Consider the following 24,715-nt stretch of genomic DNA (forward strand, 5'->3'; position numbering starts at 1 on the left):
GACGGCGGAGACGGGTGCGGCATGTCCCCAGGTCATCACCGGGGGCGACCCGCCCGGATCAGCCCGGGGGACCGACCTGGTCCGGCGCCGTCCCCCCGGGGCACGACCCGGTGTCGGAGCCTGGTCCTACGCTGCCGGGCATGACGATCTCGTCGGCGCAGGCGCTGGCGTGGCGGCTCGGCCGGCAGCACCTCGTGTCCGGCGCGGCGACCGCCGCCGACGTCGTGCGCCGCCTCGGCGCCGTCCCCGCGTGGTCCGGGGACCCCGACCTCGCGGTGCGCCGGCGACTGGCGGACCCGGCACCGGACGCCGTCGCGGCCGCCGTCGGCTCCGGCGACCTGATCCGCACGTTCGCGCTGCGCGGTTCGACCCACCTGCTCGCGGCCGACGAGGCGGGCGTGCTGCTCACCGTCCGGACCGCGAGCCGGCAGTGGGCGCTGCGCAGCTGGCAGGAGCACTACGACCTGCGGCCCGACGACTGGCCGGCACTGCTCGACGCGGTCCGCGCGGCGCTCGCCGGCGGGCCGCTGGACCGGGAGGCGTTCGCCGCCGCGGTGACCGCCGTCCCCCGGTTCGCGCACCTCGGGCCGGCGCTGCTGCACCCGAGCATGACGCTGCTCAAGCCGATCGCCTGGCACGGGGAGCTCTGCTTCGGCCCGGTGCTGGACGGCCGGCCGACGCTGGCCTCACCCGCCGCGAGCCCGGTGTGGGGCGGCCTGCCCGACCTCGACGACGCGGGCCGCCGCGCCGTCACCGGGTACCTGGCCGCATACGGCCCGGCCACCCGGGCGAACCTGCACTACTGGCTCGCCGAGGGCCTCAGCGCGGGCCGCCGCCGGGTCGAGCGCTGGACCGACGAGGTGCTGCGCGACGCCGCGGCCGAGGTCCCCGTGGACGGGGCGCCCGCGCTCCTGCTGCGGGAGCACGTCGCGCAGGTCGAGGCCGCGGAGCCGACGGACGCGGTCACGCTGCTCGCCGGGCACGACCAGTGGGTGCTCGGCCCCGGGACGGCCGACACCCGGGTCGTGCCCGCGGCCCGCCGACCCGGGGTCACCCGCGGGGCGGCGCTCGTGCTGCAGGGCGGGGTGGTCGCGGGCACCTGGGCCGCGCGTTCGGGGGTGGTCGAGGTGACGTGGTTCCCCGAGGCCGGAACCCCGCCCGCCGGCGCGCTCGCGGCCGAGGCCGCCCGCCTGGGCGCCCTGCTCGGGCACGCGGGCGAGCTGCGGCTGACCGCGGGCTGACCCGCGGACCAGGCCGCGGCCAGGCGCAGCACGCACGGCCCGGTCACGCCGCCCGGCGCCGCTCGACCGCCCGCGCGGCGCCGTTCGCCCGCGCGTCCATCGCCAGCGCCCGGTAGGTGTCGGCCACCGGCGTCCGCCGCCGGTCGAGCCCGCCGGCGCCGTCCTCGACCAGGTCCCACAGCCCCATGGTCAGCAGGTACTCCTCGCGCTCGGCGGTGCCGTGCCGGTACGTCCACTCGTACATGTCGAACACCGGCCACCAGGTGTACCCGACGACGCGGTGCCCCACGGACCGCAGGGTCCGGATCGCGGCGACGGACTCGTGCAGCCACGCCACCCGGTCGGCGACGGGCGCGGTCACGGCGGTCTCGGTCAGCATCACGGGCGCCCCGTGCCGGCGCTCGGCCTCGAGCAGCACCTCCACCAGCCCGGCCACCCCGGCGTCCTGCGCGGGGCGGGGGTCCGCGAACCCGCCGCCGTGGTGCACGCCCTCCTCGAACACCTCGGTGGAGATGCGCGGGTAGTAGTTCACGCCCATCACGTCCGGCCGCACGGCGTGGTCGGCGAACCACGCGAGCGCGTCGTCGGACGTCCCGTGCGCGCGCAGCACGCCGACCAGGGGGTGCGCGTCGTCCACGCGCCCGGTCACCAGGTCCTCGACGAGGTGCGCCTGGTGCGTGAGCCGCTCGGCCTGCGCCCGGTGCTCCCCGTGCACGTCGCCCGCGTACCGCATGGACGCGTCGACGTGCATGAACGTCGCCCGGTCGCCCAGCACGTCCGCGATCCCGCGCTGGGTCCGGACGAAGCCCTCGCCCAGCGCGCGGACCATCGTCGTCAGCCCTGCGTCGCCCGTGAGGTACGGCGGCCAGTAGCCGTAGACCCCGCAGAACAGCGCGTGGATCATCGGCTCGTTCACCGGCGTGTAGTCGGTGACCCGGTCGCCGTACCGCTCCGCGAACGCGACGCCGTACTCCGCGACCACCTGCGGGTAGTCCGGGTGCGCGAACTGCCCGTCGAGCCACAGCGGCGTGCCGTAGTGCAGCAGGTCGATCACCGGCCGCAGCCCGAGCTCGCCGAACCGGTCGATCACCCGGTCCACCCAGGACCAGTCCCAGACCCCGCGCCCGGGGTTGACCCGGTGCCACGGGACGCCCCAGCGCAGGAACGTCGCGCCGGCGTCCGACGCGAGGCCGAGGTCCTCGGCGTACCTCGCGTAGTGGTCGGTGAGCGCGTACTCGTCGATCGGGCGCTCGCCCGGGCCGCCCTGCGGCACGAACGTGTCCTCGATGCCGAGCCCGAAGTGCAGCGCCCCGTCCTCGAACCAGCGACCCCCGGCCGCGACCCCGGTCACTTGAGCCCCGTGGTGGCGATGGACTCGATGAACTTGCGCTGCACGAGCATGAAGGCGAGGACCAGCGGGACGACGGCGACGAGCGCGCCGGCCATCATGACGCCGTACGGCACGATGCCGCCGGGGCCGGTGAGCTGGGTGAGTCCGGAGGTGATGGTGCCCATCTCCTGCTGCGTCGTGAAGACCAGCGGCCAGAGCAGGTCGTTCCAGTTGTTGACGAAGATGTAGATCGCCAGGGTGAGGATCGCCGGCCGGGCGTTCGGCAGGACGATCTGCCAGAACACGCGCAGCTCGGACGCGCCGTCGATGCGGGCGGCGTTGTCGAGGTCCCGCGGCAGGCCGATGAAGAACTGCCGCAGGAAGAAGATGCCGAACGCGTCGGCGGCGCGCGGCACGATGAGGCCCGCGAAGGTGTTGACCCAGCCCAGGTCGGTGACGATCTGGTAGACGGGGATCAGGGTCGCCTGGAACGGGATCATCAGCGTCGCGATGATCGCGACCAGGAGCACCTGCCGCCCCCGGAAGTCGATCCGGGCGAGCGCGTACGCGGCCAGGGCGTCGAACGCCACGGCGAACAGCGTGACCCCGCCGGCGAACACGAAGCTGTTCGCGATCAGCCGGGCGAACGGCAGGTCGGAGAAGATCCGCTCGAAGTTCGCCGTCGTCCAGGCGTCGGGCAGCAGCGTCGGCGGGTAGGCGTTGACCTCCGCCGTCGGCTTGAACGCCGTGAACAGGACGATGAACAGCGGCAGCAGGACGATCAGCGTGGTGACCGTGACGCCGGCCGTCATCAGGACGGTCGACACGCGGACCCGCCGGCGCCCGGCGCGCACGACGCGGGCGTGCTCGGGGGCCGAGGTCGGCGCGAGGGTGGCGGCGGACATCAGGACTCCTTCTCGCGGCGCCCGAAGAACACGAGCTGGACGACGCTCAGCACGAGCGTCGCGAGCAGCAGGACGTAGGACAGGGCGGAGGCGAACCCGAGCTCGAGCTTCCGGAAGCCGGACTCGTAGATCTCCATGACGACGGTCTGGGTGTTCCGGTAGGGGCCGCCGCCGGTCATCACGTAGATCTGGTCGAACGCCTGCAGCGCGGCGATCATCGCGAAGATCAGGACGAACGCCATGGTGTTCGACAGCATCGGCAGCGTGATGTGCCGGAACCGGGACCAGGCGCCGGCGCCGTCCATCTTGGCGGCCTCGTACAGGGAGCCGGGGATCTCCTGGAGTCCGGCCATGAAGATCACCATGTAGAAGCCGAAGTTCTTCCACACGGCGACCAGCGCGACCGCCGGCATCGCCAGCGTCGGGTCCTGCAGCACGTCGCCGAGGTCGATCCCGATCCCCCGCAGCCAGTAGTGCAGGAGCCCGACCTGCGGGTCGATCAGGTACGACCACGCCAGGGCGGCCACGGCCAGCGAGATGATGAAGGGCAGGAACAGCGACGTGCGGAACAGCCCGCGCAGCGGCAGCCGGTCGTTCGTCAGCAGCAGCGCCAGGGCGAGGGCCACGACGACGGCCGTCGGCGTGAAGATCACCGCGTAGAGGACGGTGTTGAGCACCGCGTCGCGGATGTCGCCGTCCGTGAAGATCCGGGCGTAGTTGTCCAGCCCCACCCACTGCGCCTCGCCGAAGCCGCTGGCGTCGGTGAAGGAGAGCTGCAGCGCGGAGACCATCGGCCAGGCGACGAACACCGCCATGATGATCAGCGCCGGGGCGAGGAAGGCGAGAGCGGTGCGGTTCCGGCGCCCGCCGGTGCGCGTGCGCTGCAGGCTCCGGTCCGGTCGCCCGCCGAGGGGGGCGGGGGCACGGTAGGCCCGCTTGCGGGATCCCGTCACGTGCGCGGTGGTCATGGGGCTGTGCCTCTCGGGAGGGAGGCCGTCCCCGGGGTCGCTGCCCCGGGGACGGCCGGTCCGGGTGGGTCGGTCAGTCGTCGAGCGCGGCCTGGATCGCGGTCTGCGCCTGGGCGAGCAGGTCGTCGACCGGCTCGCCGGCCATCGCCCGCTGGGTCAGGTCGTCGACGGCCGTGAGCACGTCGGTGCTGTTCACGACGCCGGGCAGCAGCGGGCGGCCCAGCTCGGCCTGCTCGGTCAGCGCCGCCACGACCGGGTTCTCGTCGACCTCGTCCGCGGCGATGTCGGTGCGCAGCGGGGGCCAGCCGGAGCCGAGTGCCCAGTCGACGGACTCCTCGCGGGACAGGAAGTAGGAGAAGAACTCCTGCGCGGCCTGCTGCTGCGCCTGGTCCGCCTGACGGGTCAGCGCCATCGAGACGCCGATCGCGGACGCCGCCTGCTCCTGGGGCCCGGCCGGGATCGGCGCGATGCCGTAGTCGATCCCGTTCTCCTCGGAGACGGTCGCCATCCACGGGCCGCCGATGTACATCGCGACGCGGCCGCTGCTGAACAGGCTGTCGCCGCTCACGCCGTCGACGCCGGTCGGGCTGATCTTCCCGGCGGTGATCGCGTCGTGCCAGAACTCGAGCGTCTCGGCGTTCTCCGGGGAGTCGATGACGGCCTCGCCGTCCTCCACGATCGCGCCGCCGTTGCCGTAGAACAGCGACGGCCAGACGCCGTTGCCGACCGTGGCGTGGTCGGCGAGGGCGAGGCCGTACTGCTCGGGAGTGCCGTCGCCGTTCTCGTCGATCGTGAGCGCCTCGGCGGCGGTGACCCACTCGTCCCAGGTCGTCGGGACCGCGACCCCCGCGGCGTCGAACAGGGCCTGGTTGTAGAACATCGTCAGCGGCACGAAGCCGGTCGGGACGCCGTAGGCGGTGCCGTCGACCGTCACCATGTCGAGCGCGCCGGCGTTGAGGTCCGGCGTGGCCTCGTCGTCGGCGTAGAAGTCGTCCAGGTCGACGAACGCGCCGCGGTCGGCGTAGACCGGCAGCCGCTCGGCCGGCATCGCGACGATCTCGGGGCCGTTGTCCGCCGACAGGGCCGGCAGGAACGTGTCGTCGATGACGTCCCAGGGGTTCACCTGCGTGGTGATCGTGATCTCGCCGTCGTGGGCGGCGTTGAAGTCGTCGACGATCTGCTGGAGCACGTCCCCGTCGGCCTCGGTGTACCCGTGCCAGAAGGTCAGCTCGACGGGGCCGGCGGAGTCGGAGGAACCGCCGCCGCCGGAGCAGGCGGCGAGGGCGAGCGCCAGGCAGACCGGCGCGACGACGAGGGCGGGGGTGCGCTTCATTGCGTGGTGTCCTTTCGGGATGGGCCCGCTTACAACGTTGTAAGACAACGTTGTAAGTGCGATCTTGCGGCCCCAGGTGGCGGCGTGTCAACCCGGGGGGCGGGTGACCCGGCGGGCGACCGCGCGCGTCCGCGGCGGGCGCGCGGCGGCCGGCGGCGCGGAGCCGCGGGTCAGGCGCCCGTCGACTCCCGGACGACCAGCCGGAACCCGGGCGCGATCACGCGCGGCTCGAGCTCGCCGCGGGCCCGGTCGTCGATCCGCTCGCGCAGCAGCCGGACGGCCTCCCGGGCGATGGCGTGCCGCCCGGGCTCGACGGTCGTGAGGCTGGGGAACGTGTACCGGCCGTCGGCGACGTCGTCGAACCCGACCAGCGCGACGTCCGCCGGGACCGCCACCCCGCGCTCCTGCAGCGAGCGCAACGCGCCGAGCGCGAGGTCGTCGTTCATCGCGAACACCGCGTCCATCCGCACGCCGGCGTCCAGCACCCGCGCCATCGCGTCCGCCCCGCTGCTGCGGTCCCACGTCTCGACGGGCACCACGAGCGCGTCGTCGAGCCGGAGCCCGGCCGCCTCGACCGCGGCCCGGTACCCCGCGTACCGCAGCGCGGCCACGCCCGTCTCCTCCGTGGCGTGGGCGCCGAGCAGCATCACGCGCCGCCGGCCGAGCCCGAGCAGGTGCTCCGTCGCGGCGCGCGCGGCCGCCTCGTGCTGCATCGTCACGTGGTCGACCGGGCCGGGGAACAGCGGCTCGCCCAGCACGACCAGCGGCCGCCCCGCCGGGTCCGGCGTGATGTCCTCGCGGGTCAGCCCGAGGGGGGCGAGCAGCAGGCCGTCGGTCAGCGACAGCCGCGGATTCCGCAGCGCCTCGAGCTCGCGCTCGCGCAGCCCGCCCGTCTGCTCGACCAGCACGACCAGGTCCTGCTCCGCGGCCACCCGGATCACCTCGTCGGCGAGCTGGGCGAAGAACGCCTGACTCAGCTCCGGGACCGCGAGCCCGATGACGCCGCTGCGCCCGAGCCGCAGGTTCCGCGCGGCGAGGTTCGGCCGGTACCCGACCTGCTCGACCGCCGCGAGCACCCTGGCCCGGGTCGCCTCCCGCACCTGCGGGTGGTCGTTGAGCACGTTGGACACGGTCTTGAACGACACGCCCGCCACCTGCGCGACGTCGCGCAGCGTCGGGGCGGCCCTGCCCTCGGGTTCGATCGCCACGGTGTGAGGTTACAACGTTGCAACCAAAGCATGGGCGTTCTGCTCGCGTCAGCGTTCGCGCTTCGGCGCGGTGATCGCGGTGTACGCGTGGGCGACCGCCACCGCCGTGGCGAGCACCGCCATCACGAGGTCGAGCGTCCCGCCGCGCAGCACGAACGTCACCGCCAGGCAGGCGAAGACGACGGCGCCGATCGCGCCGATCACCCGCGTGCGTCTCATGGGCACCACTGTGGCGAACCGCGCGGTCCTGCGCAGGCGATCCGCGGACGGTCCGGCTGTCCGCGCTCGCCTAGACCCGCGGGCCGCGGGCGGTGCGGGGCACGAGGTGCCGGCGGGCTGATCGCGCGGGAGCGCCCGCGATTGCCCGCGGCACCCGTCCGCGGGATGCTCGACGCGCACGCCCGGGCGGTACGCAGGGGGCTCGGGCGCCGACGACGAGCGAGCCCGACCGCGGCCGCGAGGCGCTCCGGTCGAGGTGCCGCTCCAGCAGGGGGGCAGCGACATGTGCACAGGAATCCGGTTCTCGGACGGCCAGGGACATCTCTACCTGGCGCGCAATCTCGACTGGACCAGCGGCTACGGCGAGCGCGTGGTGGTGACGCCGACGGGGTACCGCCCGCGGTCGCCGTTCGGCGCCGTCGCGGAGGTCCGGCACGCGGTCATCGGCATGGGGATCGTGGAGGCGGGCACGCCGCTGTACTTCGACTGCGGCAACGACGCCGGGCTGGCCGTCGCGGGCCTCAACTTCCCGGGGTACGCGCAGTACGCGCCCGGACCGGTCGACGGCGCGACCAACGTCGCCGCCTTCGAGGTGCCGTTCTGGGTGGCCGCGCAGTTCTCCTCGATCGACGAGGTCGAGGCGGCGCTCCGCGACGTCGTGATCGTGGACCGGCCGATCGACGAGCGGTACCCGAGCTCGCTGCTGCACTGGGTCGTCGGCGACGCGGACCGCGCGATCGTCCTCGAGCAGACGGCCGACGGCCTGCGCGTCTTCGACGACGACGTCGACGTGCTGGCGAACCAGCCGGGCTTCGGCTGGCACCACGAGAACCTCCGGAACTACCTGAACGTCTCGCCGGAGTTCCCCGAGGAGACCGTGCTCGGGCGGGCCAAGCTCGCCCCGTTCGGCTCGGGGTCGCACATGCGCGGGGTCCCGGGCGACTACTCCTCGCCGTCGCGGTTCGTCCGCGCGGCCTACGTGAACACCCACTACCCGGAGAAGGCCACGGAGGAGGAGAACGTCAGCCGCGCCTTCCACACGCTGCAGCAGGTGGCGATGGTGGACGGCTGCGCGGCGATGGCGTCCGGCGAGTTCGAGCGGACGATCTACACCGGGCTGTTCTCGTCGCGGACCTCGACGTACTACTGGAACACGTACGAGGACCCGGCGATCCGCAGCGTGGCGCTGGGCGACCAGCCGACCGACGGGGCGGACCTGGTCGAGGTCTGACCCCGTGGCGTGACCCTCCGGCCGGCAGGACTCGCGCCCTCAGGCCCCCTCGGCCCGCCCCTCGCGCCAGTACCCCATGAACGCCACGGCCTTCCGGTCCACCCCGCAGGTCCCGACGAGGTGCCGCCGCAGCGTCTTGATCGCCCCGGCCTCCCCCGCGAGCCACGCGTACAGCGCGGCGGACTGGCGCAGCGGCTCACCGGTGGCGTGGTCCACGGGGACCTCCCACAGGATGCCGGAGTCGATGTCGACGTCCTCGAGCTCCATGCCCTCGGGCAGCGGGGCGTCGTGCGGCATGAGGCGCTTGCACGCGGCCTGGACGGCCGGGACCAGCAGCGAGCCGTGCGCGGCGCCGTCGCGCGGCAGCCAGCGGACGGTCACGCCGGCCGGGGCGTCGACGGGGATCGCGTCGCCGGTGACCGGGACCTCGATCAGGGCCTCGCCGCGGGCGTCGCGGGGCAGTCGCTCGAGGATGCCGGCGATGGCCGGGGCGGCGGTCTCGTCGCCGGCGAGCAGCAGCCGGTCGGCGTGCGCCGGCGGGACGAAGTCGACGCCGCCGGTCGGGCCCTGGTGCTCGCGGTTGGGGCCGAGGACGACGAGCGAGTCGCCGACCTGGGCGCAGCCGGCCCACGCGGACGCCGGTCCGCCGTCGCCGTGCAGGACCATGTCGACGTCGAGCTCGCGCAGGTCGTTGCGGGCGGTCCGCGCGGTGTAGGTGCGGATCGGGTGCCGGAGCTCGTCCGGCAGCTCGCGCCACTGCAGGTACCAGGACTCGCCGGTCGGGACGACGTCGTAGCCGCAGGGCAGCGGGAGCAGCAGCTTGATGCGCTGGTCGAAGCCGTTGTCGGCGAACTGGTCGAGGTCCTCGCCGGTGAACGTGAACCGGCGGAACGACGGGCTGAGGTCCACGATCCGCGACACCCGGACGTCGAAGAACCGGAACGGCGTGGTGACGGCCGGCGCGGCGGTGGACGCTGTCATGCCGTCACCGTAACCCGAAGGCAAGGCTTACCTCACCCCCCGTGTGACACATCCCACAGAGTGGACGGATCGGGGCCTCAGGCCGCCGACGTCCCGAACGCGAGCCCCAGCAGGTACGTCGCCGCGGCGGCGCCGAACCCGATCGCCAGCTGCCGCAGCGCGCGCTTCGCCGGCGAGGACCCCGACAGCACGCCGACGGTCGCCCCGGTGCCGAGCAGCGCGATGCCGACGAGGCCGGAGGCCAGCGCCACGGCGGCCCAGCCCTCCAGGCCGATCAGGTACGGCACCACGGGCACGATCGCGCCGCCGGCGAAGAAGCAGAACGAGGCCAGCGCGGCGCCCACGGCGCTGCCGACGGTCTCGTGCTCGTCGACCTCCTCGCCGGCGCTCGCCGCCTCCTGCGCGGGCAGCGCGGCGGACGCCCCGCCGACCGCCGACAGGTCCGCCAGCACCGTGGCCGCGCGGACCTGCGCCTCGTCGGCGCCCATGCCGCGCGCCCGGTAGACGAGCGCGAGCTCGTTGGCGTCGAGGTCGAGGTGCGGGAGCGCGTCCCGCGCCTGGGCGCTCGGCCGCGAGGCCTCCAGCAGCTCGCGCTGCGACCGCACGGAGACGTACTCGCCCGCGCCCATCGACAGCGCCCCGGCGAGCAGGCCGGCGAGGCCGGTCAGCAGGACGGTCGACGTGGCGACGCCGCTCGCGCCGATGCCGAGCACCAGGGCGAGGTTGCTCACCAGGCCGTCGTTGGCGCCGAACACCGCGGCGCGGAACGTGCCGGACATCCGGCTGCGCCCGCGCATCGCGAGGCTGCGCACGACCTCCTCGTGGATCCGCTCGTCCGCGGCCATCGTGGGCGTCGCGTCGACGTCCTCGCCGTAGGTCGACCGGGCCTCGGCGCGCTGCGCGAGCGCGAGGACGAACACGCCGCCGAACCTCCGGGCGAGCGCGCCCAGCACCCGGGACCGGATGTCGCCGGGCAGCGGGCGGCCGACCTTGTCGCCCAGCAGGTCGAGCCAGTGCTGCTCGTGCCGCTTCTCCGCGTCGGCGAGCGCGAGCAGGATCGCGCGCTCCTCGCCGGTGCGGCGCGAGGCGAGGTCGCGGTAGGCGGCGGCCTCGGCGCGCTCGTCGGCGAGGTAGCGGCGCCAGCGGCGGATCTGGCGCGCGGTGGGCGCGACGGTGAGGGCCTCGGGGGCCCGGTCGGTGGGTGGCACGGTGCTCCATCGTGGGCGACGCACGCCCGCGAGTCACGCGTTCCGCGCCGATTCGGCCGCCCGAATCGGGACGTCCGCACTCCCGTCGGGCGGCGCCCCGGGAACCCCCGCGCGCGGGTGCGGTGAGGCGTCGCGCCGAGCCGGGGCCGCGGCCGGCCCTCAGTCCTCCCAGGGCGGCGTCTCGTCGAGCTTCGCGTAGTACTTCGCGAGGTGGCTCTTGACCCGGTCGACGTCCTTCGCCGGCAGGTCGACCCCGCCGCGCGAGCCCTGCATGACGGCCGCCGCGGCGAACACGCCGCGCGGCACCGCGACGAGCTTCCCGCCGACCACGTCCGCGATCAGCAGCTTGTAGGCGGTGAAGTTCTGCTTGGCGTCGGCGTCGTACCAGACGTGCGCGCCGCGGTACTGCTGATTCGGCTCGTCCTCGGCGTCCGCCCACGCGCGGACGCGCTTTTCGGCGGCGGCACCGTCCCACTCGCGGTCGCGGTCGGCCAGCGGCAGGTCCTGGAACGCGGTGACGGCCATCGGCCGCACCTCCTCTCAACTCCTCGGGTGCGAAACCTGGCGGTTGCGCAAGCGCGCGGTTCAGGACGACGGCGCGGCGGCCCGGAGCTTGTCGAGCAGCGGCCCGGCGACCTCGTCGAGGAACCGCTGCTGCGCCTGGTCGCCGACCTGGACCAGCGCGATGTCGGTGAACCCGGCCTCCCAGTACGGCTGGACCTTCGCGACGATCGCGTCGAGGTCCGGACCGCACGGGATGGTCTCCGCGACGTCGTCCGGCCGCACGAACTGGCTCGCGGCGTCGAAGGCCTCGGTCGTCGGCAGGTCGGCGTTCACGTGCCAGCCGCCGGCGAACCAGCGGAACTGCTCATGCGCGCGCTCCTTCGCCGTGGCGAGATCAGGGTCCCACGAGATCGGGATCTGGCCGATCTTGCGGGACGGCGGCGGGGTCTCGCCGCCGATCGCGTGCGCGGCCTGGGCGCGGGCCTCGTCCCAGGACGACAGCAGGTCCGCCTCGGGGTCGGTCGCCACCAGGTGGTCGGCCAGCGGCGCGAACCGGGACACCGACTGCGCGCCGGACACCGCGACGCCGATCTCGACCGGCGCGTCCGGGAGGTCCCAGAGCTGCGCGGAGTCGGTGCGGAAGTGCACGCCGTCGAAGGTCAGGCGCTCGCCGTCCAGCAGCGACCGGATGATCTCGATGGCCTCCTCGAGCATGTCGTGCCGCTCGCCGACCGCGGGCCAGCGCTCGCCGACCACGTGCTCGTTGAGGTTCTCGCCCGCCCCGAGGCCCAGGGTGAACCGGCCGTCGGACAGCACGCCGAGCGTGGCGGCCTTCTGCGCGACGACGGCCGGGTGGTACCGGACGGTCGGGCAGGTCACGTAGGTCATCAGGTCGACGCGGGACGTCACCTGCGACACCGCGCCGAGCAGCGACCAGGCGTACGGCGCGTGCCCCTGCTCGTCGACCCACGGGAAGTAGTGGTCGGAGGAGACGAGGAAGTCGAAGCCGGTCTTCTCGGCGTCGGCCGCGTACCCCACGAGCTGCTTGGGCCCGGACTGCTCGGTCATGAGGGTGTACCCGAATCGCGTCATGCGATCGAGCCTCACACCGACCGGCCGCCCCGGCATCCGGAGCGGCCGGCCAGCACCGAGGAGACGGAGTCGTCAGGCCTGCGCGAGCGCGGACCGGAGGGCGTCGACCAGCGGGGTGGTCGGGCGGCCGATGAGGCGGGAGAGGTCGCCGGGGGTCTCGGCGAGCAGGCCGTCGCGGGTGTTCTCCTCCAGGGCGACGACGAAGCCGACCGTGCCCTCGTCGAGCCCGGCGGCGGCCAGGTCGGCTGCGCGCTGCTCGGACGACACCGTGCGGTAGGTCACCGGGCGGCCCAGCACCTCGGACGCGGCGGCGGCGAGCTCGTCGAAGCCCCACGCCTCGTCGCCGGACAGCTCGTACACGGCGTCGTCGTGGCCCTCGGTGCGCAGCACGACGGCGGCCGCGGCGGCGAAGTCGTCGCGCGGGGCGGAGGCCACCCGGCCGTCGCCGTAGGCGCCGACGATCTCGCCGGTCTCGGCCGCGCGCTGCACGTCGCCGACGTAGTTCTCGGTGTACCAGCCGTTGCGCAGGATGGTGAAGGTCAGGCCGGAGGCCCGCAGGATCTCCTCGGTGGCCTTGTGCTCCGGGGCGAGCACCAGCGGCGACGTGTCGGCCTTCGGCGCCGACGTGTAGACGAGGCGGCGGACGCCGGCGGCCTTCGCGGCCTCGATGACGGCGCGGTGCTGGTCGACGCGCTGCCCGACCTCGCTGCCCGACACCAGGAGGACGGTCTCGGCGCCCTCCAGCGCGGCGGCGCTCGTCTCCGGCTGCCCGTAGTCGAGGGTCGCGACCCGCACGCCGCGCTCGGCCAGGTCGGCGAGGGTCTCGGTGCGGCGGCCCGCGGCGACGATGCTGTCGGCCGGGACGCCGTCGGCGAGCAGGTGGGTGACGACGAGGCGGCCGAGGTGGCCGGTGGCGCCGGTGACGACGATCGACATGGTGGAGCTCCTCCGAGATGGGCGTGGCCGGCCGCCTGACGCGTCCGGCACCTGCACCAACGGCGGCCGCGCGGCCACCCTTCCCGGTCACCGGTACCCACTTTCGCGTAAGGTACTGGCATGGCGGTAAGCATCGAGGACACAGCACCGGCGGCCCCCGGATCCGTCCTGGGCGACCTGCTCACGGACGGCGTGCTCGCCTCGGCGTGCCCGAGCCGGGTGGTCCTCGACCACGTGACCAGCAAGTGGGGCGTGCTCGTCCTGGTCGCGCTGTCCGAGCGGACGCTGCGGTGGGGCGAGCTGCGCCGGCTCGTCGAGGGCATCAGCGAGAAGATGCTCGCGTCCACCCTGCGCACGCTGGAGGCCGACGGCCTGGTGCTCCGCGAGGCCACGCCGTCCATCCCGCCGCGGGTCGACTACTCGCTGACCCCGCTCGGCCGCGGGCTCGCCGATCACCTGCTGCCCCTGATGGGCTGGATCGTGCGGCACGCGGACGCGATGGTCGCCCGGCCCTGAGGCCGCCTCCCGGGCCACCCGCCCGGGAGCGTCACAGCGGGGGCGCCTACGATGGCCCACCGCAACCCCCCGCACCCGACCGAAGGACGAGCACGTGCGCCGTACGGCCGCCACCCTCCTCGCCGCGTCCCTGCTGCTGCTCGCCGCGTGCAGCGACGGGGGCTCCGACGACTCCGCCTCCCCCAGCACCTCCCCGTCGGCGACGGCCGAGGCGACCGCGTCCGCCGAGGACGTCGCCGCCCTCGAGGCCGTGACCCTGACCGGCGACGCCGGGCAGGAGCCGGTCTTCGACTTCGAGCAGCCGTTCACGGTGTCGGCCCCGGTCGCGCGGGTCGTCACCCCCGGCACCGGCGACACCGTGGCCGAGGGCGACCTGGTCACCGTCAACATCGCCGCCGTGAGCGGCGAGGACGGCAGCACCCTCGGCGGCACCTACGGCGCCGAGCCGCAGCAGTACCTCGCGACCAGCGACAACCTCCCGCCCGCGCTGCTCGAGCAGCTCGTCGGCCAGCAGGCCGGCGCCCGGGTGCTGTTCGCCAACCCGGCGGACGACGTGACCTCGCTGCTCGCCGTCGAGGTCGTCAGCACCGAGGCCGTCCCGACCCGCGCCGAGGGCACCGCGGTGACGCCGCTGCCCGAGGGCCTGCCGACGGTCACGCTGGACGAGGACGGCGCGCCGTCGATCGAGCCGCTCGAGACCGACCCGCCCACGGAGCTCGTCGTGCAGCCGCTGATCCAGGGCGCCGGCGCGCCCGTCGAGGCGGGCCAGACCCTCACCGTGCAGTACAGCGGCTGGCTGTGGGACGGCACGTCGTTCGACTCGTCCTGGGACCGCGGCTCGGCCACGACCTTCCCGCTGAGCAACGTCATCCAGGGCTGGCAGCAGGGCCTGGTCGGCCAGACGGTCGGCAGCCAGGTGCTGCTGATCATCCCGCCGGACCTGGGCTACGGCGACCAGGAGTCGGGCAGCATCCCGGCCGGCTCGACGCTGATCTTCGTGGTGGACATCCTCACCGCGTCCTGATCGCACCCGGCGGGGCACGCGCAGCACAGGGACCTCGGTCGCACCAGCGCCCGAGGTCCCTGTCGTTCCCGCGACCCGCGTGGTTAGCCTGGCCGTCCTGGCACCTGATCCTCGAAGGACGTGCGATGGACGCGGCAACGACGCCGACGGTCCGCAACGTGGCGCTCGTCGGCCACGCCGGATCCGGCAAGACGACACTCGCCGAGGCCCTGCTGCTGCGCGCCGGGGCGATCCCCCGCGCCGGCCGGGTCGAGGACGGCTCGACGGTCTGCGACCACGAGCCCGAGGAGGTGGCCCGCGGCTCCTCCGTGGCGCTCGGCGTCGCCGACCTCGACTGGACGTGCAGCCAGGGCCACCCGCACCGGGTCACCCTCCTGGACACCCCGGGGGCGCCCGACTTCGCCGGGGCGGTGGACGCGGCCCTCGCGGTCGCGGACCTCGCGGTGGTGGTGGTGAGCGCCGTCGACGGGGTCCAGTCCGGGACGGAGGCGGTGTGGCGCAGGTGCGACGAGGCGGGGATCCCCCGCCTCGTCGTCGTCTCCCAGGAGGACCGCGCCCGCGCCGACTTCCACCGGGTGCTCGACCAGGTCCGCGACCTCGCGGTCCGCACCGGGCACGACGCCGCCGCGGTGCTGCCGCTGGAGCTGCCGCTCGGCGAGGAGCAGGCCCTGCACGGGGTCGCCGACGTGCTGTCCGATCGGGGCCTCGACTACGGCGCCGACGGCCGGCACCGCGACTGCGACCTGCCCGCCGACGTCGCGGAGGAGGAGCACCGGCTGCACGGCGAGGTGACGGAGGAGATCGTCGCCCACGACGACGACCAGCTGGAGCGGTACCTGTCCGGCGACGAGCCCGGCCCGGCCGACCTCGAGCGCACCCTGGCCCACGAGGTCGCGGCCGGTGGTGCGGTGCCCGTCCTCGTCGCGTCCGCGGCCACGGGCGTCGGGATCGACCGGCTGGCCGACCTGGTGTGCGAGATCGGCCCGGCACCGGCCGACCGGCCCGCGCGGCTTCGGGTCGGCGGCGGACCGGACGACGGCGCGGAGACCGACCTGCCCGCCGACCCGGCCGGCGAGACGGTGCTGCACGTGTTCCGCACGGTCGCCGACCCGTTCGTCGGGCAGGTGTCGGTGTTCAAGGTGCTGTCCGGCACCGTGCGCTCCGGCGACCGGCTGACGACCACCACGGGCACCGAGGAGCGGCTGCACGGCCTGTTCCGGCTGCGCGGTCGCGAGCACCTGCCGGTCGACGCGGTCGCCGCGGGCGGGATCGCCGCGGTCGCGAAGCTCGGCTCCGCCCCGACCGGCACCCTGCTCGCGGCGCGCGCGCAGCCGGTCCGGCCCGCCACGCTGCCCGCCCGGCCGCCGGTCCTCGGCCTCGCGCTGGTGCCGGTCAGCCAGGCCGACGACGACAAGCTGTCCGGCGCGCTCACCCGGCTCGCCGCCGAGGACCCGACGCTGGTCGTCGAGCGCACGGCGCACCAGGCGGTCCTGCGGGGGCTCGGCGACGCGCACCTCGCCGTCGCCGTCGAGCGGCTGGCCCGGGTGTTCGGCGTGCACGTCACGACCGAGCCGGTGCGGATCGCCTACCGGGAGACGATCGCCCGGCCCGCCGAGGCCGAGGGCCGGCTGAAGAAGCAGTCCGGCGGGCACGGCCAGTTCGCGGTCGTGCAGCTCCGGCTGCGCCCGCTGCCCCCGGGGTCCGGGTTCGCGTTCGTCGACTCGGTGGTCGGCGGGGCGGTACCCCGGTCGTACCTGCCCGCCGTCGAGCGCGGCGCCGCGGAGGCGCTCGCCGCCGGCGGCCCGCTCGGGCACCCCGTCGTCGACGTCCAGGTCGAGGTCTACGACGGCAAGGCGCACGCCGTCGACTCCTCCGACATGGCGTTCCGGACCGCCACCGCGGCCGGGGTCCGCGCGGCCCTCGCGTCGGCCGGCACGGTGCTGCTGGAGCCGACGCTGCGGGTCACCGTCGTGGTGCCGGGCGAGGCCCAGGGGGACGTGCTCGGCGACCTCTCCGGGCGCCGGGGGCGGATCAGCGCCAGCAGCACCACCGACGACGGGCGGGTCCGGATCGAGGCGGTCGTGCCCGAGGCCGAGGTGGTCCGGTACGCGCTCGACCTGCGGGCGCTGACCGGTGGGCGGGGCGAGGTGCTGCTGGAGCCCGGGGACTACGAGGTCCGGCCGGGGCACCTGGCCCCGGTGTGACGCCGGGAGGGCGCATCCGTGGACGAGCAGCGGACGGGGCGACGGGCTGTCGCGTAGGGACGCGACGATCTGTAGCGTAGGCAGGCGACGATCTGTAGCGTAGTGGCGCGACGACCTGTAGTGTGCCGTCGTGCACACCCCCGCGGCACCCCTCCCGTCGTATCGGCGGCGCGTGGTGGACGACGAGCTCGACGACCTGGTCACCGGTGTCGCGGCCCTGGCGATCGAGGGCGCCAAGGGCGTCGGCAAGACCGCCACCGCGACCGCCCGCGCCGCGACCGCGCACCGGCTCGACGACCCGACGACCCGCGCCGTGCTCGGAGGCGACCCGGCCCGGGTGCTGCAGGGCCGGTCGCCCGTCCTCCTGGACGAGTGGCAGCTGATGCCGCAGACGTGGGACCTCGTGCGGCGGGATGTCGACCGCGATCCGACTCCGGGCCGCTTCCTCCTCACCGGGTCCGCCTCGCCCCGGACCCCGGGGACGCACTCCGGCGCGGGGCGCATCGTCCAGGTGCGGATGCGACCGATGAGCCTCGCCGAACGAGGCTTCGCACCGTCCGTCAGCCTCGCGGAGCTGCTGCGGGGCGGACGACCGCCGATCTCCGGGTCCACGAGCTCGGCGCTGTCCGACTACGTGCGGGAGATCGTGGGCGGCGGTTTCCCCGGGCTGCGCGGCCTCCCCCGCCGGGCGCTGCGCGCGCAGCTCGACGGGTACCTCGCCCGCGTCGTCGACCGCGACTTCGCCGACCTCGGGCAGGAGGTGCGCCGACCGGACGCCCTGCGCCGCTGGATGGCGGCGTACGCGGCGGCGACGGCGACCACCGCGAGCTACGAGACGATCCGCGACGCGGCGACGTCCGGCGAGGGGGACAAGCCCGCGAGGACCACGACCGGGCCCTACCGGGACACCCTGGGACGACTCTGGCTGCTCGATCCCGTCCCCGCCTGGTCTCCGTCCGCCAACCACCTGAAGCGACTCGGGTCCGCGCCCAAGCACCACCTCGCGGACCCCGCGCTCGCGTGCCGCCTGCTGGGGGTCAGCGAGGAGATGCTCCTCGACGGACGGGAGGCCGGCCCGGTGGTCCCGAGGGACGGGACCCTCCTCGGAGCGCTCTTCGAGTCGCTCGTCACGCTCGGCGTGCGGGTGTTCGCGCAGAACGCGGAGGCCTCGGTCGGCCACCTGCGGACCAAGGGCGGTGAGCGTGAGGTCGACCTCGTCGTGAGCCGCGACGACGGCCACGTCGTCGCCGTGGAGGTGAAGCTGGCAGCCGAGGTCGGGGAGCACGACGTCCGCCACCTGCACTGGCTCCGGGAGCAGCTCGGCGCGCGGCTGCTCGACGCCGTGATCGTGACGACCGGGCGCGAGGCCTACCGGCGACCGGACGGCGTGGCCGTGGTGCCCGCGGCGCTGCTCGGGCCGTGACGCCCGCGACGGCGGCGCGCGGTCAGCCCGCGGCCGCCTCCGGCACCGGCGTCCCCGACGCGAGCCGCCCGGCGTAGACGTCGATCTTCATCTCGATCGCCGCCAGGTGCTCGGTCACCTCGGCCAGCTGCGCCCGCACCGCGTCCCGGTGCGCCTGCAGCAGCGCCATCCGCTCCGGCTCGGTGCCCTCGCCCTGCCGGACCAGGTCGGCGTACTCGCGGATCTCCCGGATCGGCATGCCGGTGGCGCGCAGCCGGGTCAGCAGGTGGATCCAGCCGAGGTCCCGCTCGGTGTACCGCCGGTGCCCCGAGGACGCGCGCTCCACCGCGTCGAGCAGCAGCCCGTCACGCTCGTAGTAGCGGAGCGTGTACGGGGTCAGGCCGGTCGCCGCGGCGGCCTCGGCGATGGTGAGGGTCCGGCTCTCCTCGGTCACGCCCCTCAGCATGCGCCGCTCACCGCCCGATGGTCGACATGTCGGGGTACCGGTCGCCGACGACGGCCTGCGGCGGCACGGCGTCCGCGAGCGCCGCGAGGTCCTCCGCGCCGAGCCGGACGTCGGCGGCACCGACGTTCTGCTCCAGGTAGCGGACCCGCCGGGTGCCCGGGATCGGCACGACGTCCTCGCCCTGGGCGAGCACCCACGCGAGGGCGAGCTGCGCCGCCGTGACGCCCCGGTCGGCCGCGAGCGCCTGCACCCGCTCGACCAGCGCGCGGTTGGCGTCGAACGCCTCGCCGGCGAACCGCGGGTTGGCCCGCCGGAAGTCGTCGGCCGCGAGGTCGTCGGCCGCGGTGATCGCGCCGGTGAGCATCCCGCGGCCGAGCGGCGAGTACGGCACCAGGCCGATGCCGAGCTCGCGGAGCGTCGGCAGCACCTCGGCCTCGACGTCCCGGGTCCACAGCGAGTACTCGGTCTGGACGGCGGTGATCGGGTGCACGGCGTGCGCGCGGCGGATCGTCGCCGGGCCGGCCTCGGACAGCCCGAGGTGCCGGACCTTGCCCGCCTGCACGGCCTCGGCGAGCGCGCCCACCGTGTCCTCGACGGGGACCTTCGGGTCCATGCGGTGCATGTAGTAGAGGTCCACGTGGTCAACCCCCAGCCGCTGCAGGCTCGCGTCGAGCGCCGCGCGGACGTACTCGGGGCGGCCGTCGACGCCGCGGGTCGTCACGGTCGGGTCGGGGTCCCGGACGATGCCGAACTTGGTCGCCAGCACCACCTCGTCCCGGCGGCCGGCGATCGCCCGGCCGACCAGGCGCTCGTTGGTGTGCGGGCCGTAGATGTCGGCGGTGTCGAGCAGCGTGACGCCGAGGTCGAGCGCGCGGTGGATCGTCGCGACCGACTCGCGCTCCTGGTCGGAGCCGGGAGCGGACGTCGCCCCGTAGAACTCGGACATGCCCATGCAGCCGAGCCCGAGGGCGGAGACGGTGAGGGCGGTGCCGTTCGTGGCGCTGCCGAGGGTGCGGGTGGAGAGGCTCATGGCGACGACGCTCCACCTTGGAGCGCGCTCCAAGTCAACCCGTCGCGCTGCGGGCCCGGGCGCCCGGTCGTAGCGTCGAGCCCACACCCCGCTCCCCGAGGAGGACGCGTGAAGCTCCGCCACCTGCCGCTGCGTCTCGGCGCCGGCGCCTACATCCTGAACTCCGGCCTCGACAAGCTCGGTGCCGACGAGGAGACCGCGAAGGGCCTGCACGGCACCGCGGCCGGCGCGTACCCGTTCCTGTCCGGCGTGGACCCGAAGACGTTCACCACGGCGCTCGGCGCCACCGAGGTGAGCCTCGGCACGGCCCTGCTCGTGCCCGTGCTCCCCCGGGTCGCGGTCGCCACCGGGTTCACCGCGTTCTCCGCCGCGCTCGTCGGCCTGTACCTGCGCACCCCGGCGCTGCACCGCGGCGAGGGCGACCCGCGGCCCAACCCGGACGGCGTCGGCATCGCGAAGGACGTCGTCATCCTGGGCGCCGCCGCGTCGTACCTGATCGACACCCTGACGTCGTCGGCCAAGAAGGCGGGCACGAAGGCGGCGAAGAAGGCCGCGAAGGCCGTCCACCGCTGACGCCCGCCGGTCCCGGACGGCGGGGCGGCCCGGGCCCTAGGCTCGGGCCGTCGTCAGCCGCCGTCCCGAGGAGCGTCATGCGCCGGCCCACCCGCTGGGAGCAGATCGGCCAGCAGAACCCCGACCGGTCCGCCTGGTACGTCGAGCGGTTCCGCAGCATGGCGGCGGAGGGCGCCGACCTGGCCGGCGAGGCCCGGCTGGTCGACGCCATGCTGCCGCGCGGGTCGCGGGTCCTGGACGCCGGCTGCGGCCCGGGCCGGGTCGGCGGCGAGCTCGCGCGACGCGGGCACACGGTCGTCGGGGTCGACGTCGACCCGCTGCTGGTCGAGGCGGCGCGCGCCGACCACCCGGCCGGCGACTGGCACGTCGGCGACCTGGCGGAGCTGGACCTGCCGGCGGCGGGGGTCGCCGAGCCGTTCGACCTCGCCGTGATGGCGGGCAACGTGCTGACGTTCGTCGCGCCGGGCACCGAGGCCGAGGTGCTGCGCCGCATCCGGGCGCACCTGGTCCCGGACGGCCGGCTGGTCGTCGGGTTCGGGGCCGGGCGCGGGTACGCGTTCGACGCGCTCGACGCCGACGCCGCGGCCGCCGGGTTCGTCGTGCAGCACCGCTTCGCGACCTGGGACCTGCGGCCGTTCGGGCCGGACGCGGACTTCCTGGTCGCGGTCCTGGGCTGAGCCCCGGCCGGTGGTCCCGGGCTGGTCCGGCCGCGCGGGCCGTGCCACCCTCGACCGCATGGCCCGGTTCTTCGACGTCCACCCCCACGACCCGCAGGCCCGGTCGATCGGCCAGGTCGTTCAGCTGCTGCGCGACGACGCCCTGATCGCCTACCCCACCGACTCCGGGTACGCGCTCGGCTGCCGCATGGAGAGCCACACCGGCGCCGACCGCATCCGCGCGATCCGGCACCTGACCGACAAGCACCACTTCACGCTCATGTGCACGGACTTCGCCCAGCTCGGGCAGCTCGTGCGGCTGGACAACGCGCCGTTCCGGGCGATCAAGGCCGCCACCCCGGGGCCGTACACGTTCATCCTGCCGGCGACCAAGGAGGTCCCCCGGCGGCTGGCGCACCCCAAGAAGAAGACCGTCGGCGTGCGGATCCCGGACTCGCGGGTGGTGCAGGCGATCCTGCGCGAGCTCGGCGAGCCGCTGCTGTCCTCGACGCTGATCCTCCCGGGCGACACCGAGCCGCAGACCGACGGCTGGACGGTCAAGGAGGAGCTCGACCACGTGGTCGACGCCGTGCTCGAGGCGGGCGAGGTGTCCGCGGAGCCGACGACGGTCGTGGACTGGTCCGAGGGCTTCCCGGAGGTGGTCCGCGTCGGCGCGGGCGACCCGGACCGGTTCGCCTGAGTCCGTCGGGACGGATGTCAGACACACGTAGTACGTTGGCAGCATGGAGACGGTCACCAAGCGCGAGCTGAACCAGCACACCGCCACCGTCCTCGCGCGGGTCGACGGTGGCGTGGAGGTCGTCGTCACCGAGCGCGGGCTCCCGCGGTGGCGGGTGTCCGGCTACACCGAGCCGTCCGGGGGGCTCGACCGGCTGCACCGCGAGGGGCGGTACACGCCTCCGGCCGGCGCGGCCGTCGCCTGGCCGCAGCACGGCGCGGGTGACCCGATCTCCAGCGACCGCGTGGACGAGCTGCTCGCCGAAGCCCGGGGCGAGCACTGACCATGACGTACTACCTGGACTCGTCGGTCGCGCTGCGCGCCGTCCTGGAGGTGCCCGAGCGGCCGCGGGTCCTGCGGTGGCTCGACGACCGCGCCGGCCAGCTCGTCTCGTCCCGCCTGCTCCGCACCGAGATCGTGCGGGTCCTGCGTCGCGAGCAGCTCCCGGTCTCGGCGGCGGCTGCGCTGCTGTCCCGGGTGGGACTGATCTCGCTCTCGGACGAGGTCGCGTCCGTCGCGGAGTCCATCGAGCGCCACGTCAAGACGCTCGACGCCCTGCACCTCGCCACGGCGCTGGTCATCGGCGACCCGGTGGTCGTCGTGACCCACGACGCCGGCATGGCCGCGGTCGCCGGACACCTCGGGCTCGACGTCGAGGACCCGGTGGCATGACGGTGCCCGCCCTGCCCGACGACCCCGGGTTCCCCGCGGCGACCGCGCCCGGCGCGCGCGACCTCGCCGAGCTCGACGGCGCCGTGGTCGAGTGCCGCGCCTGCCCGCGGCTCGTCGCGTGGCGCGAGCACGTCGCGACCGTGAAGCGCGCCGCCTACCGGGACCAGGAGTACTGGGCCCGCCCGGCGCCGGGGTTCGGCGACCCGGACGCGTCCGTCCTCGTGGTCGGCCTCGCCCCCGCCGCGCACGGCGCCAACCGCACGGGCCGGATGTTCACCGGCGACCGGTCGGGCGACTTCCTGTTCGCGGCCATGCACCGGGTGGGGATGGCGTCCCAGCCGACGTCCACGCACGCCGGCGACGGGCTGACGCTCACCGGCGTCCGGATCACGGCGCCGGTGCACTGCGCGCCGCCGGACAACAAGCCGCTGCCCGAGGAGCGGCACCGCTGCGGGCCGTGGCTGGCGCGGGAGCTCAACATCGTGCGGCCGCGGGTCGCGCTCGTGCTGGGGGCGTTCGGCTGGGACGCGCTGCTGCGCACGCTCGGCGAGCAGGGCTGGGCGGTGCCGCGTCCGCGCCCCCGGTTCGGGCACGGCGCCGAGGTGGTGCTGGACCACCCCGGCACCGGCGAGCGCCTGACCCTGCTGGGCTGCTTCCACGTCAGCCAGCAGAACACCTTCACCGGCCGTCTGACGCCGGAGATGCTCGACGCGGTCCTGCTCCGCGCCCGCGCCCTCGCGGGCTGACCCCGAGTTCGGCACTCCGCTGCCGAGGTCGGCAGCTGGAGGTGCCGAACTCGGCGCGGGAGTGCCGAACTCGGCGGGGGCTCAGGCCAGCGGGCGGCCGCCCGTGACGCCGATGCGCTCGCCCGTGATGTAGCTGCTCTCCTGGCTCGCGAAGAACACGTACGCCGGGGCGAGCTCCGCCGGCTGGCCCGCGCGGCCCAGCGGGGTGTCGGCGCCGAACTCCTTGACCTTCTCGGCCGGCATCGTCGCGGGGATGAGCGGGGTCCAGATCGGCCCCGGCGCCACCGCGTTGACCCGGATGCCCTGCTCGGCGACCTGCTGCGCGAGCGCCTTCGTGAAGTTGAGGATCCCGGCCTTGGTGGTGGCGTAGTCGATGAGCTGCGGGCTCGGCTCGTAGGCCTGGACCGACGTGGTGTTGATGATGCTCGACCCCGGCTGCAGGTGCGGGAGCGCGGCCTTGGTGATCCAGAACATCGCGTACAGGTTGGTCTTGAACGTGCGGTCGAGCTGCTCGGTGGTCAGGTCCAGCAGCCCGTTCTCCTGGGACATCTGGAACGCCGCGTTGTTGACGAGCACGTCCAGCCCGCCGAGCTCGGACACCGTGCGCTCGACGATCTCGGAGCAGAACGCCTCGTCGCGGATGTCGCCGGGCAGGGTCAGCGCGCGGCGGCCGGCGGCCTCGACGAGCCGCACCGTCTCCTGGGCGTCCTCCTCCTCGTCGGGGAGGTACACGATCGCGACGTCCGCGCCCTCCCGGGCGAACGCCAGGGCGACGGCGCGGCCGATGCCGGAGTCGCCGCCGGTGATGAGGGTGCGCTTGCCCTCGAGCCGGCCGGAGCCGACGTACGACTCCTCGCCGTGGTCGGGCTGCTGCCGCATGTCGTCCGTGAGGCCGGGGTGCGGGATCCTCTGCGCCGGCTGCTCGGGCTCCGGGTGCTGGGTCTGGGGGTCCTGGGGCGTGGTCTGGTCGCTCATGCTCACCCATCGTCCGCGCCCGTCGGCGAGCCGCCACCGGAGCGGGTGAACCGTCGGCGTGTCGGCTCCCGGCGCGTCGCCCCGAGTTGCCCCGTCGGGCCAGGTCACCCCACAGTGGCGGTCGGCCACCGCGCTCCGACCCGCACGTCCACGTCGCGCGCACAACCGCCGCACAGCCTCCCCGCAGGGGACGTCCTAGGGTGGCGGTCCGGACCTGAGGAGGAACGTGAGCCAAGCCGACGAGCAGTACGTCGAGATCTGGGGCGACCGCGTGTCGATGCGCGACCTGCTCCTGGCGCTCGCGGTCACCGCCGCCGCGACGGTCGGCGCCGTCGTGATCGGCCGGGCGCTCGGCTCGTCCGAGTTCTTCTGGGGCCTCGGCGGCTCCGTCGTCGGGTTCGTCGCCGCGGTCGCGCTGATCCGGCCGAAGCGGGACGTGCGGGTCGTGGCCGACGAGGACGTGGACGCGGGGCCGCCACCGGCCTGACGCCGCCCGTCCTCCGTGGCGCGCACCCCCCGCGCCAGCCGCCGCACCCGCCGCCACCCATCCGGGCGG

General features: G+C 74.8%; 27 protein-coding genes. 13 read left to right on the forward strand and 14 right to left on the reverse strand.

What is annotated here, in order from left to right; translation table 11 throughout:
• Positions 1–140: 140 nt before the first annotated feature.
• Positions 141–1,241 (forward strand): crosslink repair DNA glycosylase YcaQ family protein, encoded by a 1,101-nt coding sequence (locus G6556_RS01035; RefSeq protein WP_166937791.1) that lies wholly within the window; start codon positions 141–143, stop codon positions 1,239–1,241.
• Between the two features lie 43 nt (positions 1,242–1,284).
• On the opposite strand, the gene G6556_RS01040 is transcribed toward G6556_RS01035, so the two are convergent.
• The 6 genes from G6556_RS01040 to G6556_RS01065 all read right to left on the reverse strand — a co-directional run bounded on the left by G6556_RS01040 (position 1,285) and on the right by G6556_RS01065 (position 7,204).
• Entirely contained in the window at positions 1,285–2,592 is a 1,308-nt protein-coding gene (locus tag G6556_RS01040; protein WP_166937793.1) for a family 1 glycosylhydrolase, read from the reverse strand.
• Positions 2,589–3,476, reverse strand: a complete 888-nt coding sequence (locus G6556_RS01045; protein WP_205692847.1) for a carbohydrate ABC transporter permease — start codon at positions 3,474–3,476, stop codon at positions 2,589–2,591. The genes G6556_RS01040 and G6556_RS01045 overlap by 4 nt, the downstream gene beginning before the upstream one ends.
• Positions 3,476–4,444 carry a sugar ABC transporter permease gene (locus G6556_RS01050; RefSeq protein ID WP_166937795.1) on the reverse strand — a complete coding sequence of 323 codons (969 nt, stop codon included), beginning with the start codon at positions 4,442–4,444 and terminating at the stop codon, positions 3,476–3,478. Before G6556_RS01050 ends, G6556_RS01045 begins: the two co-directional genes overlap by 1 nt.
• Before the next feature lie 73 nt (positions 4,445–4,517).
• On the reverse strand, positions 4,518–5,777 hold the full coding sequence (locus G6556_RS01055; RefSeq protein ID WP_166937797.1) for an ABC transporter substrate-binding protein: 1,260 nt from the start codon (positions 5,775–5,777) through the stop codon (positions 4,518–4,520).
• A 170-nt stretch (positions 5,778–5,947) separates the two neighbouring features.
• Positions 5,948–6,985: a LacI family DNA-binding transcriptional regulator gene (locus G6556_RS01060; protein ID WP_166937799.1), complete on the reverse strand. Its 1,038-nt coding sequence runs from the start codon at positions 6,983–6,985 to the stop codon at positions 5,948–5,950.
• A 48-nt stretch (positions 6,986–7,033) separates the two neighbouring features.
• On the reverse strand, positions 7,034–7,204 hold the full coding sequence (locus tag G6556_RS01065; RefSeq protein WP_166937801.1) for a hypothetical protein: 171 nt from the start codon (positions 7,202–7,204) through the stop codon (positions 7,034–7,036).
• Between the two features lie 283 nt (positions 7,205–7,487).
• Here G6556_RS01065 and bsh point away from each other — a divergent pair, with 283 nt between their 5' ends.
• Positions 7,488–8,435 carry a choloylglycine hydrolase gene (bsh, locus tag G6556_RS01070; protein ID WP_166937803.1) on the forward strand — a complete coding sequence of 316 codons (948 nt, stop codon included), beginning with the start codon at positions 7,488–7,490 and terminating at the stop codon, positions 8,433–8,435.
• Between the two features lie 39 nt (positions 8,436–8,474).
• Here the strand turns inward: bsh and G6556_RS01075 are convergent, their stop codons facing one another.
• The 5 genes from G6556_RS01075 to G6556_RS01095 form a co-directional block, all read right to left on the reverse strand.
• Positions 8,475–9,416, reverse strand: a complete 942-nt coding sequence (locus tag G6556_RS01075) for a siderophore-interacting protein (RefSeq protein WP_166937805.1) — start codon at positions 9,414–9,416, stop codon at positions 8,475–8,477.
• Between the two features lie 77 nt (positions 9,417–9,493).
• Positions 9,494–10,624, reverse strand: a complete 1,131-nt coding sequence (locus G6556_RS01080) for a VIT1/CCC1 family protein (RefSeq protein ID WP_166937807.1) — start codon at positions 10,622–10,624, stop codon at positions 9,494–9,496.
• A 159-nt stretch (positions 10,625–10,783) separates the two neighbouring features.
• Entirely contained in the window at positions 10,784–11,149 is a 366-nt protein-coding gene (locus tag G6556_RS01085) for a hypothetical protein (RefSeq protein ID WP_166937809.1), read from the reverse strand.
• A gap of 60 nt (positions 11,150–11,209) precedes the next feature.
• Entirely contained in the window at positions 11,210–12,220 is a 1,011-nt protein-coding gene (locus G6556_RS01090) for a TIGR03557 family F420-dependent LLM class oxidoreductase (RefSeq protein WP_166937811.1), read from the reverse strand.
• A gap of 72 nt (positions 12,221–12,292) precedes the next feature.
• Positions 12,293–13,156 carry an SDR family oxidoreductase gene (locus tag G6556_RS01095; RefSeq protein ID WP_166937813.1) on the reverse strand — a complete coding sequence of 288 codons (864 nt, stop codon included), beginning with the start codon at positions 13,154–13,156 and terminating at the stop codon, positions 12,293–12,295.
• 120 nt (positions 13,157–13,276) lie between these two features.
• On the opposite strand from G6556_RS01095, the gene G6556_RS01100 reads away from it, so the two are divergent.
• The 4 genes from G6556_RS01100 to G6556_RS01115 all read left to right on the forward strand — a co-directional run bounded on the left by G6556_RS01100 (position 13,277) and on the right by G6556_RS01115 (position 18,323).
• Positions 13,277–13,672: a helix-turn-helix domain-containing protein gene (locus tag G6556_RS01100; protein WP_166937815.1), complete on the forward strand. Its 396-nt coding sequence runs from the start codon at positions 13,277–13,279 to the stop codon at positions 13,670–13,672.
• Positions 13,673–13,766: 94 nt separating this feature from the next.
• Positions 13,767–14,696 (forward strand): FKBP-type peptidyl-prolyl cis-trans isomerase, encoded by a 930-nt coding sequence (locus G6556_RS01105; protein WP_166937817.1) that lies wholly within the window; start codon positions 13,767–13,769, stop codon positions 14,694–14,696.
• Positions 14,697–14,821: 125 nt separating this feature from the next.
• Complete coding sequence (locus G6556_RS01110) at positions 14,822–16,900, forward strand: elongation factor G (protein ID WP_166937819.1); 2,079 nt, start codon at positions 14,822–14,824, stop codon at positions 16,898–16,900.
• Positions 16,901–17,072: 172 nt separating this feature from the next.
• Positions 17,073–18,323 carry a DUF4143 domain-containing protein gene (locus tag G6556_RS01115; RefSeq protein WP_346774644.1) on the forward strand — a complete coding sequence of 417 codons (1,251 nt, stop codon included), beginning with the start codon at positions 17,073–17,075 and terminating at the stop codon, positions 18,321–18,323.
• Between the two features lie 22 nt (positions 18,324–18,345).
• Here the strand turns inward: G6556_RS01115 and G6556_RS01120 are convergent, their stop codons facing one another.
• Positions 18,346–18,756, reverse strand: coding sequence for a MerR family transcriptional regulator (locus tag G6556_RS01120; RefSeq protein ID WP_346774645.1), 411 nt, complete (start codon positions 18,754–18,756; stop codon positions 18,346–18,348).
• 19 nt (positions 18,757–18,775) lie between these two features.
• The gene (locus G6556_RS01125; RefSeq protein ID WP_166937825.1) at positions 18,776–19,798 is read right to left on the reverse strand and encodes an aldo/keto reductase; all 1,023 of its coding nucleotides are present in this window, start codon (positions 19,796–19,798) and stop codon (positions 18,776–18,778) included.
• Between the two features lie 108 nt (positions 19,799–19,906).
• On the opposite strand from G6556_RS01125, the gene G6556_RS01130 reads away from it, so the two are divergent.
• From G6556_RS01130 to G6556_RS01155, 6 genes are all read left to right on the forward strand, one after another.
• Positions 19,907–20,371 (forward strand): DoxX family membrane protein, encoded by a 465-nt coding sequence (locus G6556_RS01130; RefSeq protein ID WP_166937827.1) that lies wholly within the window; start codon positions 19,907–19,909, stop codon positions 20,369–20,371.
• Positions 20,372–20,448: 77 nt separating this feature from the next.
• Positions 20,449–21,048 (forward strand): class I SAM-dependent methyltransferase, encoded by a 600-nt coding sequence (locus G6556_RS01135; RefSeq protein WP_166937829.1) that lies wholly within the window; start codon positions 20,449–20,451, stop codon positions 21,046–21,048.
• A gap of 58 nt (positions 21,049–21,106) precedes the next feature.
• Positions 21,107–21,727 (forward strand): L-threonylcarbamoyladenylate synthase, encoded by a 621-nt coding sequence (locus G6556_RS01140; RefSeq protein WP_166937831.1) that lies wholly within the window; start codon positions 21,107–21,109, stop codon positions 21,725–21,727.
• Positions 21,728–21,770: 43 nt separating this feature from the next.
• Positions 21,771–22,049: a hypothetical protein gene (locus G6556_RS01145; RefSeq protein WP_166937833.1), complete on the forward strand. Its 279-nt coding sequence runs from the start codon at positions 21,771–21,773 to the stop codon at positions 22,047–22,049.
• Between the two features lie 2 nt (positions 22,050–22,051).
• On the forward strand, positions 22,052–22,438 hold the full coding sequence (locus G6556_RS01150; protein ID WP_166937835.1) for a type II toxin-antitoxin system VapC family toxin: 387 nt from the start codon (positions 22,052–22,054) through the stop codon (positions 22,436–22,438).
• Positions 22,435–23,184 carry a uracil-DNA glycosylase gene (locus G6556_RS01155; RefSeq protein WP_166937837.1) on the forward strand — a complete coding sequence of 250 codons (750 nt, stop codon included), beginning with the start codon at positions 22,435–22,437 and terminating at the stop codon, positions 23,182–23,184. Before G6556_RS01150 ends, G6556_RS01155 begins: the two co-directional genes overlap by 4 nt.
• Positions 23,185–23,265: 81 nt before the next feature.
• Here the strand turns inward: G6556_RS01155 and G6556_RS01160 are convergent, their stop codons facing one another.
• Complete coding sequence (locus G6556_RS01160) at positions 23,266–24,159, reverse strand: SDR family oxidoreductase (protein WP_166937839.1); 894 nt, start codon at positions 24,157–24,159, stop codon at positions 23,266–23,268.
• 226 nt (positions 24,160–24,385) lie between these two features.
• On the opposite strand from G6556_RS01160, the gene G6556_RS01165 reads away from it, so the two are divergent.
• Positions 24,386–24,646, forward strand: a complete 261-nt coding sequence (locus tag G6556_RS01165) for a hypothetical protein (RefSeq protein WP_166937841.1) — start codon at positions 24,386–24,388, stop codon at positions 24,644–24,646.
• Positions 24,647–24,715: the final 69 nt, after the last annotated feature.

The organism is Cellulomonas sp. IC4_254, assembly GCF_011603975.1.
Lineage (GTDB): Bacteria > Actinomycetota > Actinomycetes > Actinomycetales > Cellulomonadaceae > Cellulomonas.

Bases quoted from the DNA above. Each gene is read 5' to 3' on its own strand.
- G6556_RS01160 (WP_166937839.1), bottom strand. From the start codon at position 24,159: ATGAGCGACCAGACCACGCCCCAGGACCCCCAGACCCAGCACCCGGAG.
- G6556_RS01075 (WP_166937805.1), bottom strand. From the start codon at position 9,416: ATGACAGCGTCCACCGCCGCGCCGGCCGTCACCACGCCGTTCCGGTTC.
- G6556_RS01140 (WP_166937831.1), top strand. From the start codon at position 21,107: ATGGCCCGGTTCTTCGACGTCCACCCCCACGACCCGCAGGCCCGGTCG.
- G6556_RS01100 (WP_166937815.1), top strand. From the start codon at position 13,277: ATGGCGGTAAGCATCGAGGACACAGCACCGGCGGCCCCCGGATCCGTC.
- G6556_RS01065 (WP_166937801.1), bottom strand. From the start codon at position 7,204: ATGAGACGCACGCGGGTGATCGGCGCGATCGGCGCCGTCGTCTTCGCC.
- G6556_RS01125 (WP_166937825.1), bottom strand. From the start codon at position 19,798: ATGAGCCTCTCCACCCGCACCCTCGGCAGCGCCACGAACGGCACCGCC.
- G6556_RS01045 (WP_205692847.1), bottom strand. From the start codon at position 3,476: ATGTCCGCCGCCACCCTCGCGCCGACCTCGGCCCCCGAGCACGCCCGC.
- G6556_RS01150 (WP_166937835.1), top strand. From the start codon at position 22,052: ATGACGTACTACCTGGACTCGTCGGTCGCGCTGCGCGCCGTCCTGGAG.
- G6556_RS01145 (WP_166937833.1), top strand. From the start codon at position 21,771: ATGGAGACGGTCACCAAGCGCGAGCTGAACCAGCACACCGCCACCGTC.
- G6556_RS01110 (WP_166937819.1), top strand. From the start codon at position 14,822: ATGGACGCGGCAACGACGCCGACGGTCCGCAACGTGGCGCTCGTCGGC.
- G6556_RS01085 (WP_166937809.1), bottom strand. From the start codon at position 11,149: ATGGCCGTCACCGCGTTCCAGGACCTGCCGCTGGCCGACCGCGACCGC.
- G6556_RS01050 (WP_166937795.1), bottom strand. From the start codon at position 4,444: ATGACCACCGCGCACGTGACGGGATCCCGCAAGCGGGCCTACCGTGCC.
- G6556_RS01090 (WP_166937811.1), bottom strand. From the start codon at position 12,220: ATGACGCGATTCGGGTACACCCTCATGACCGAGCAGTCCGGGCCCAAG.
- G6556_RS01095 (WP_166937813.1), bottom strand. From the start codon at position 13,156: ATGTCGATCGTCGTCACCGGCGCCACCGGCCACCTCGGCCGCCTCGTC.
- bsh (WP_166937803.1), top strand. From the start codon at position 7,488: ATGTGCACAGGAATCCGGTTCTCGGACGGCCAGGGACATCTCTACCTG.
- G6556_RS01135 (WP_166937829.1), top strand. From the start codon at position 20,449: ATGCGCCGGCCCACCCGCTGGGAGCAGATCGGCCAGCAGAACCCCGAC.
- G6556_RS01155 (WP_166937837.1), top strand. From the start codon at position 22,435: ATGACGGTGCCCGCCCTGCCCGACGACCCCGGGTTCCCCGCGGCGACC.
- G6556_RS01035 (WP_166937791.1), top strand. From the start codon at position 141: ATGACGATCTCGTCGGCGCAGGCGCTGGCGTGGCGGCTCGGCCGGCAG.
- G6556_RS01055 (WP_166937797.1), bottom strand. From the start codon at position 5,777: ATGAAGCGCACCCCCGCCCTCGTCGTCGCGCCGGTCTGCCTGGCGCTC.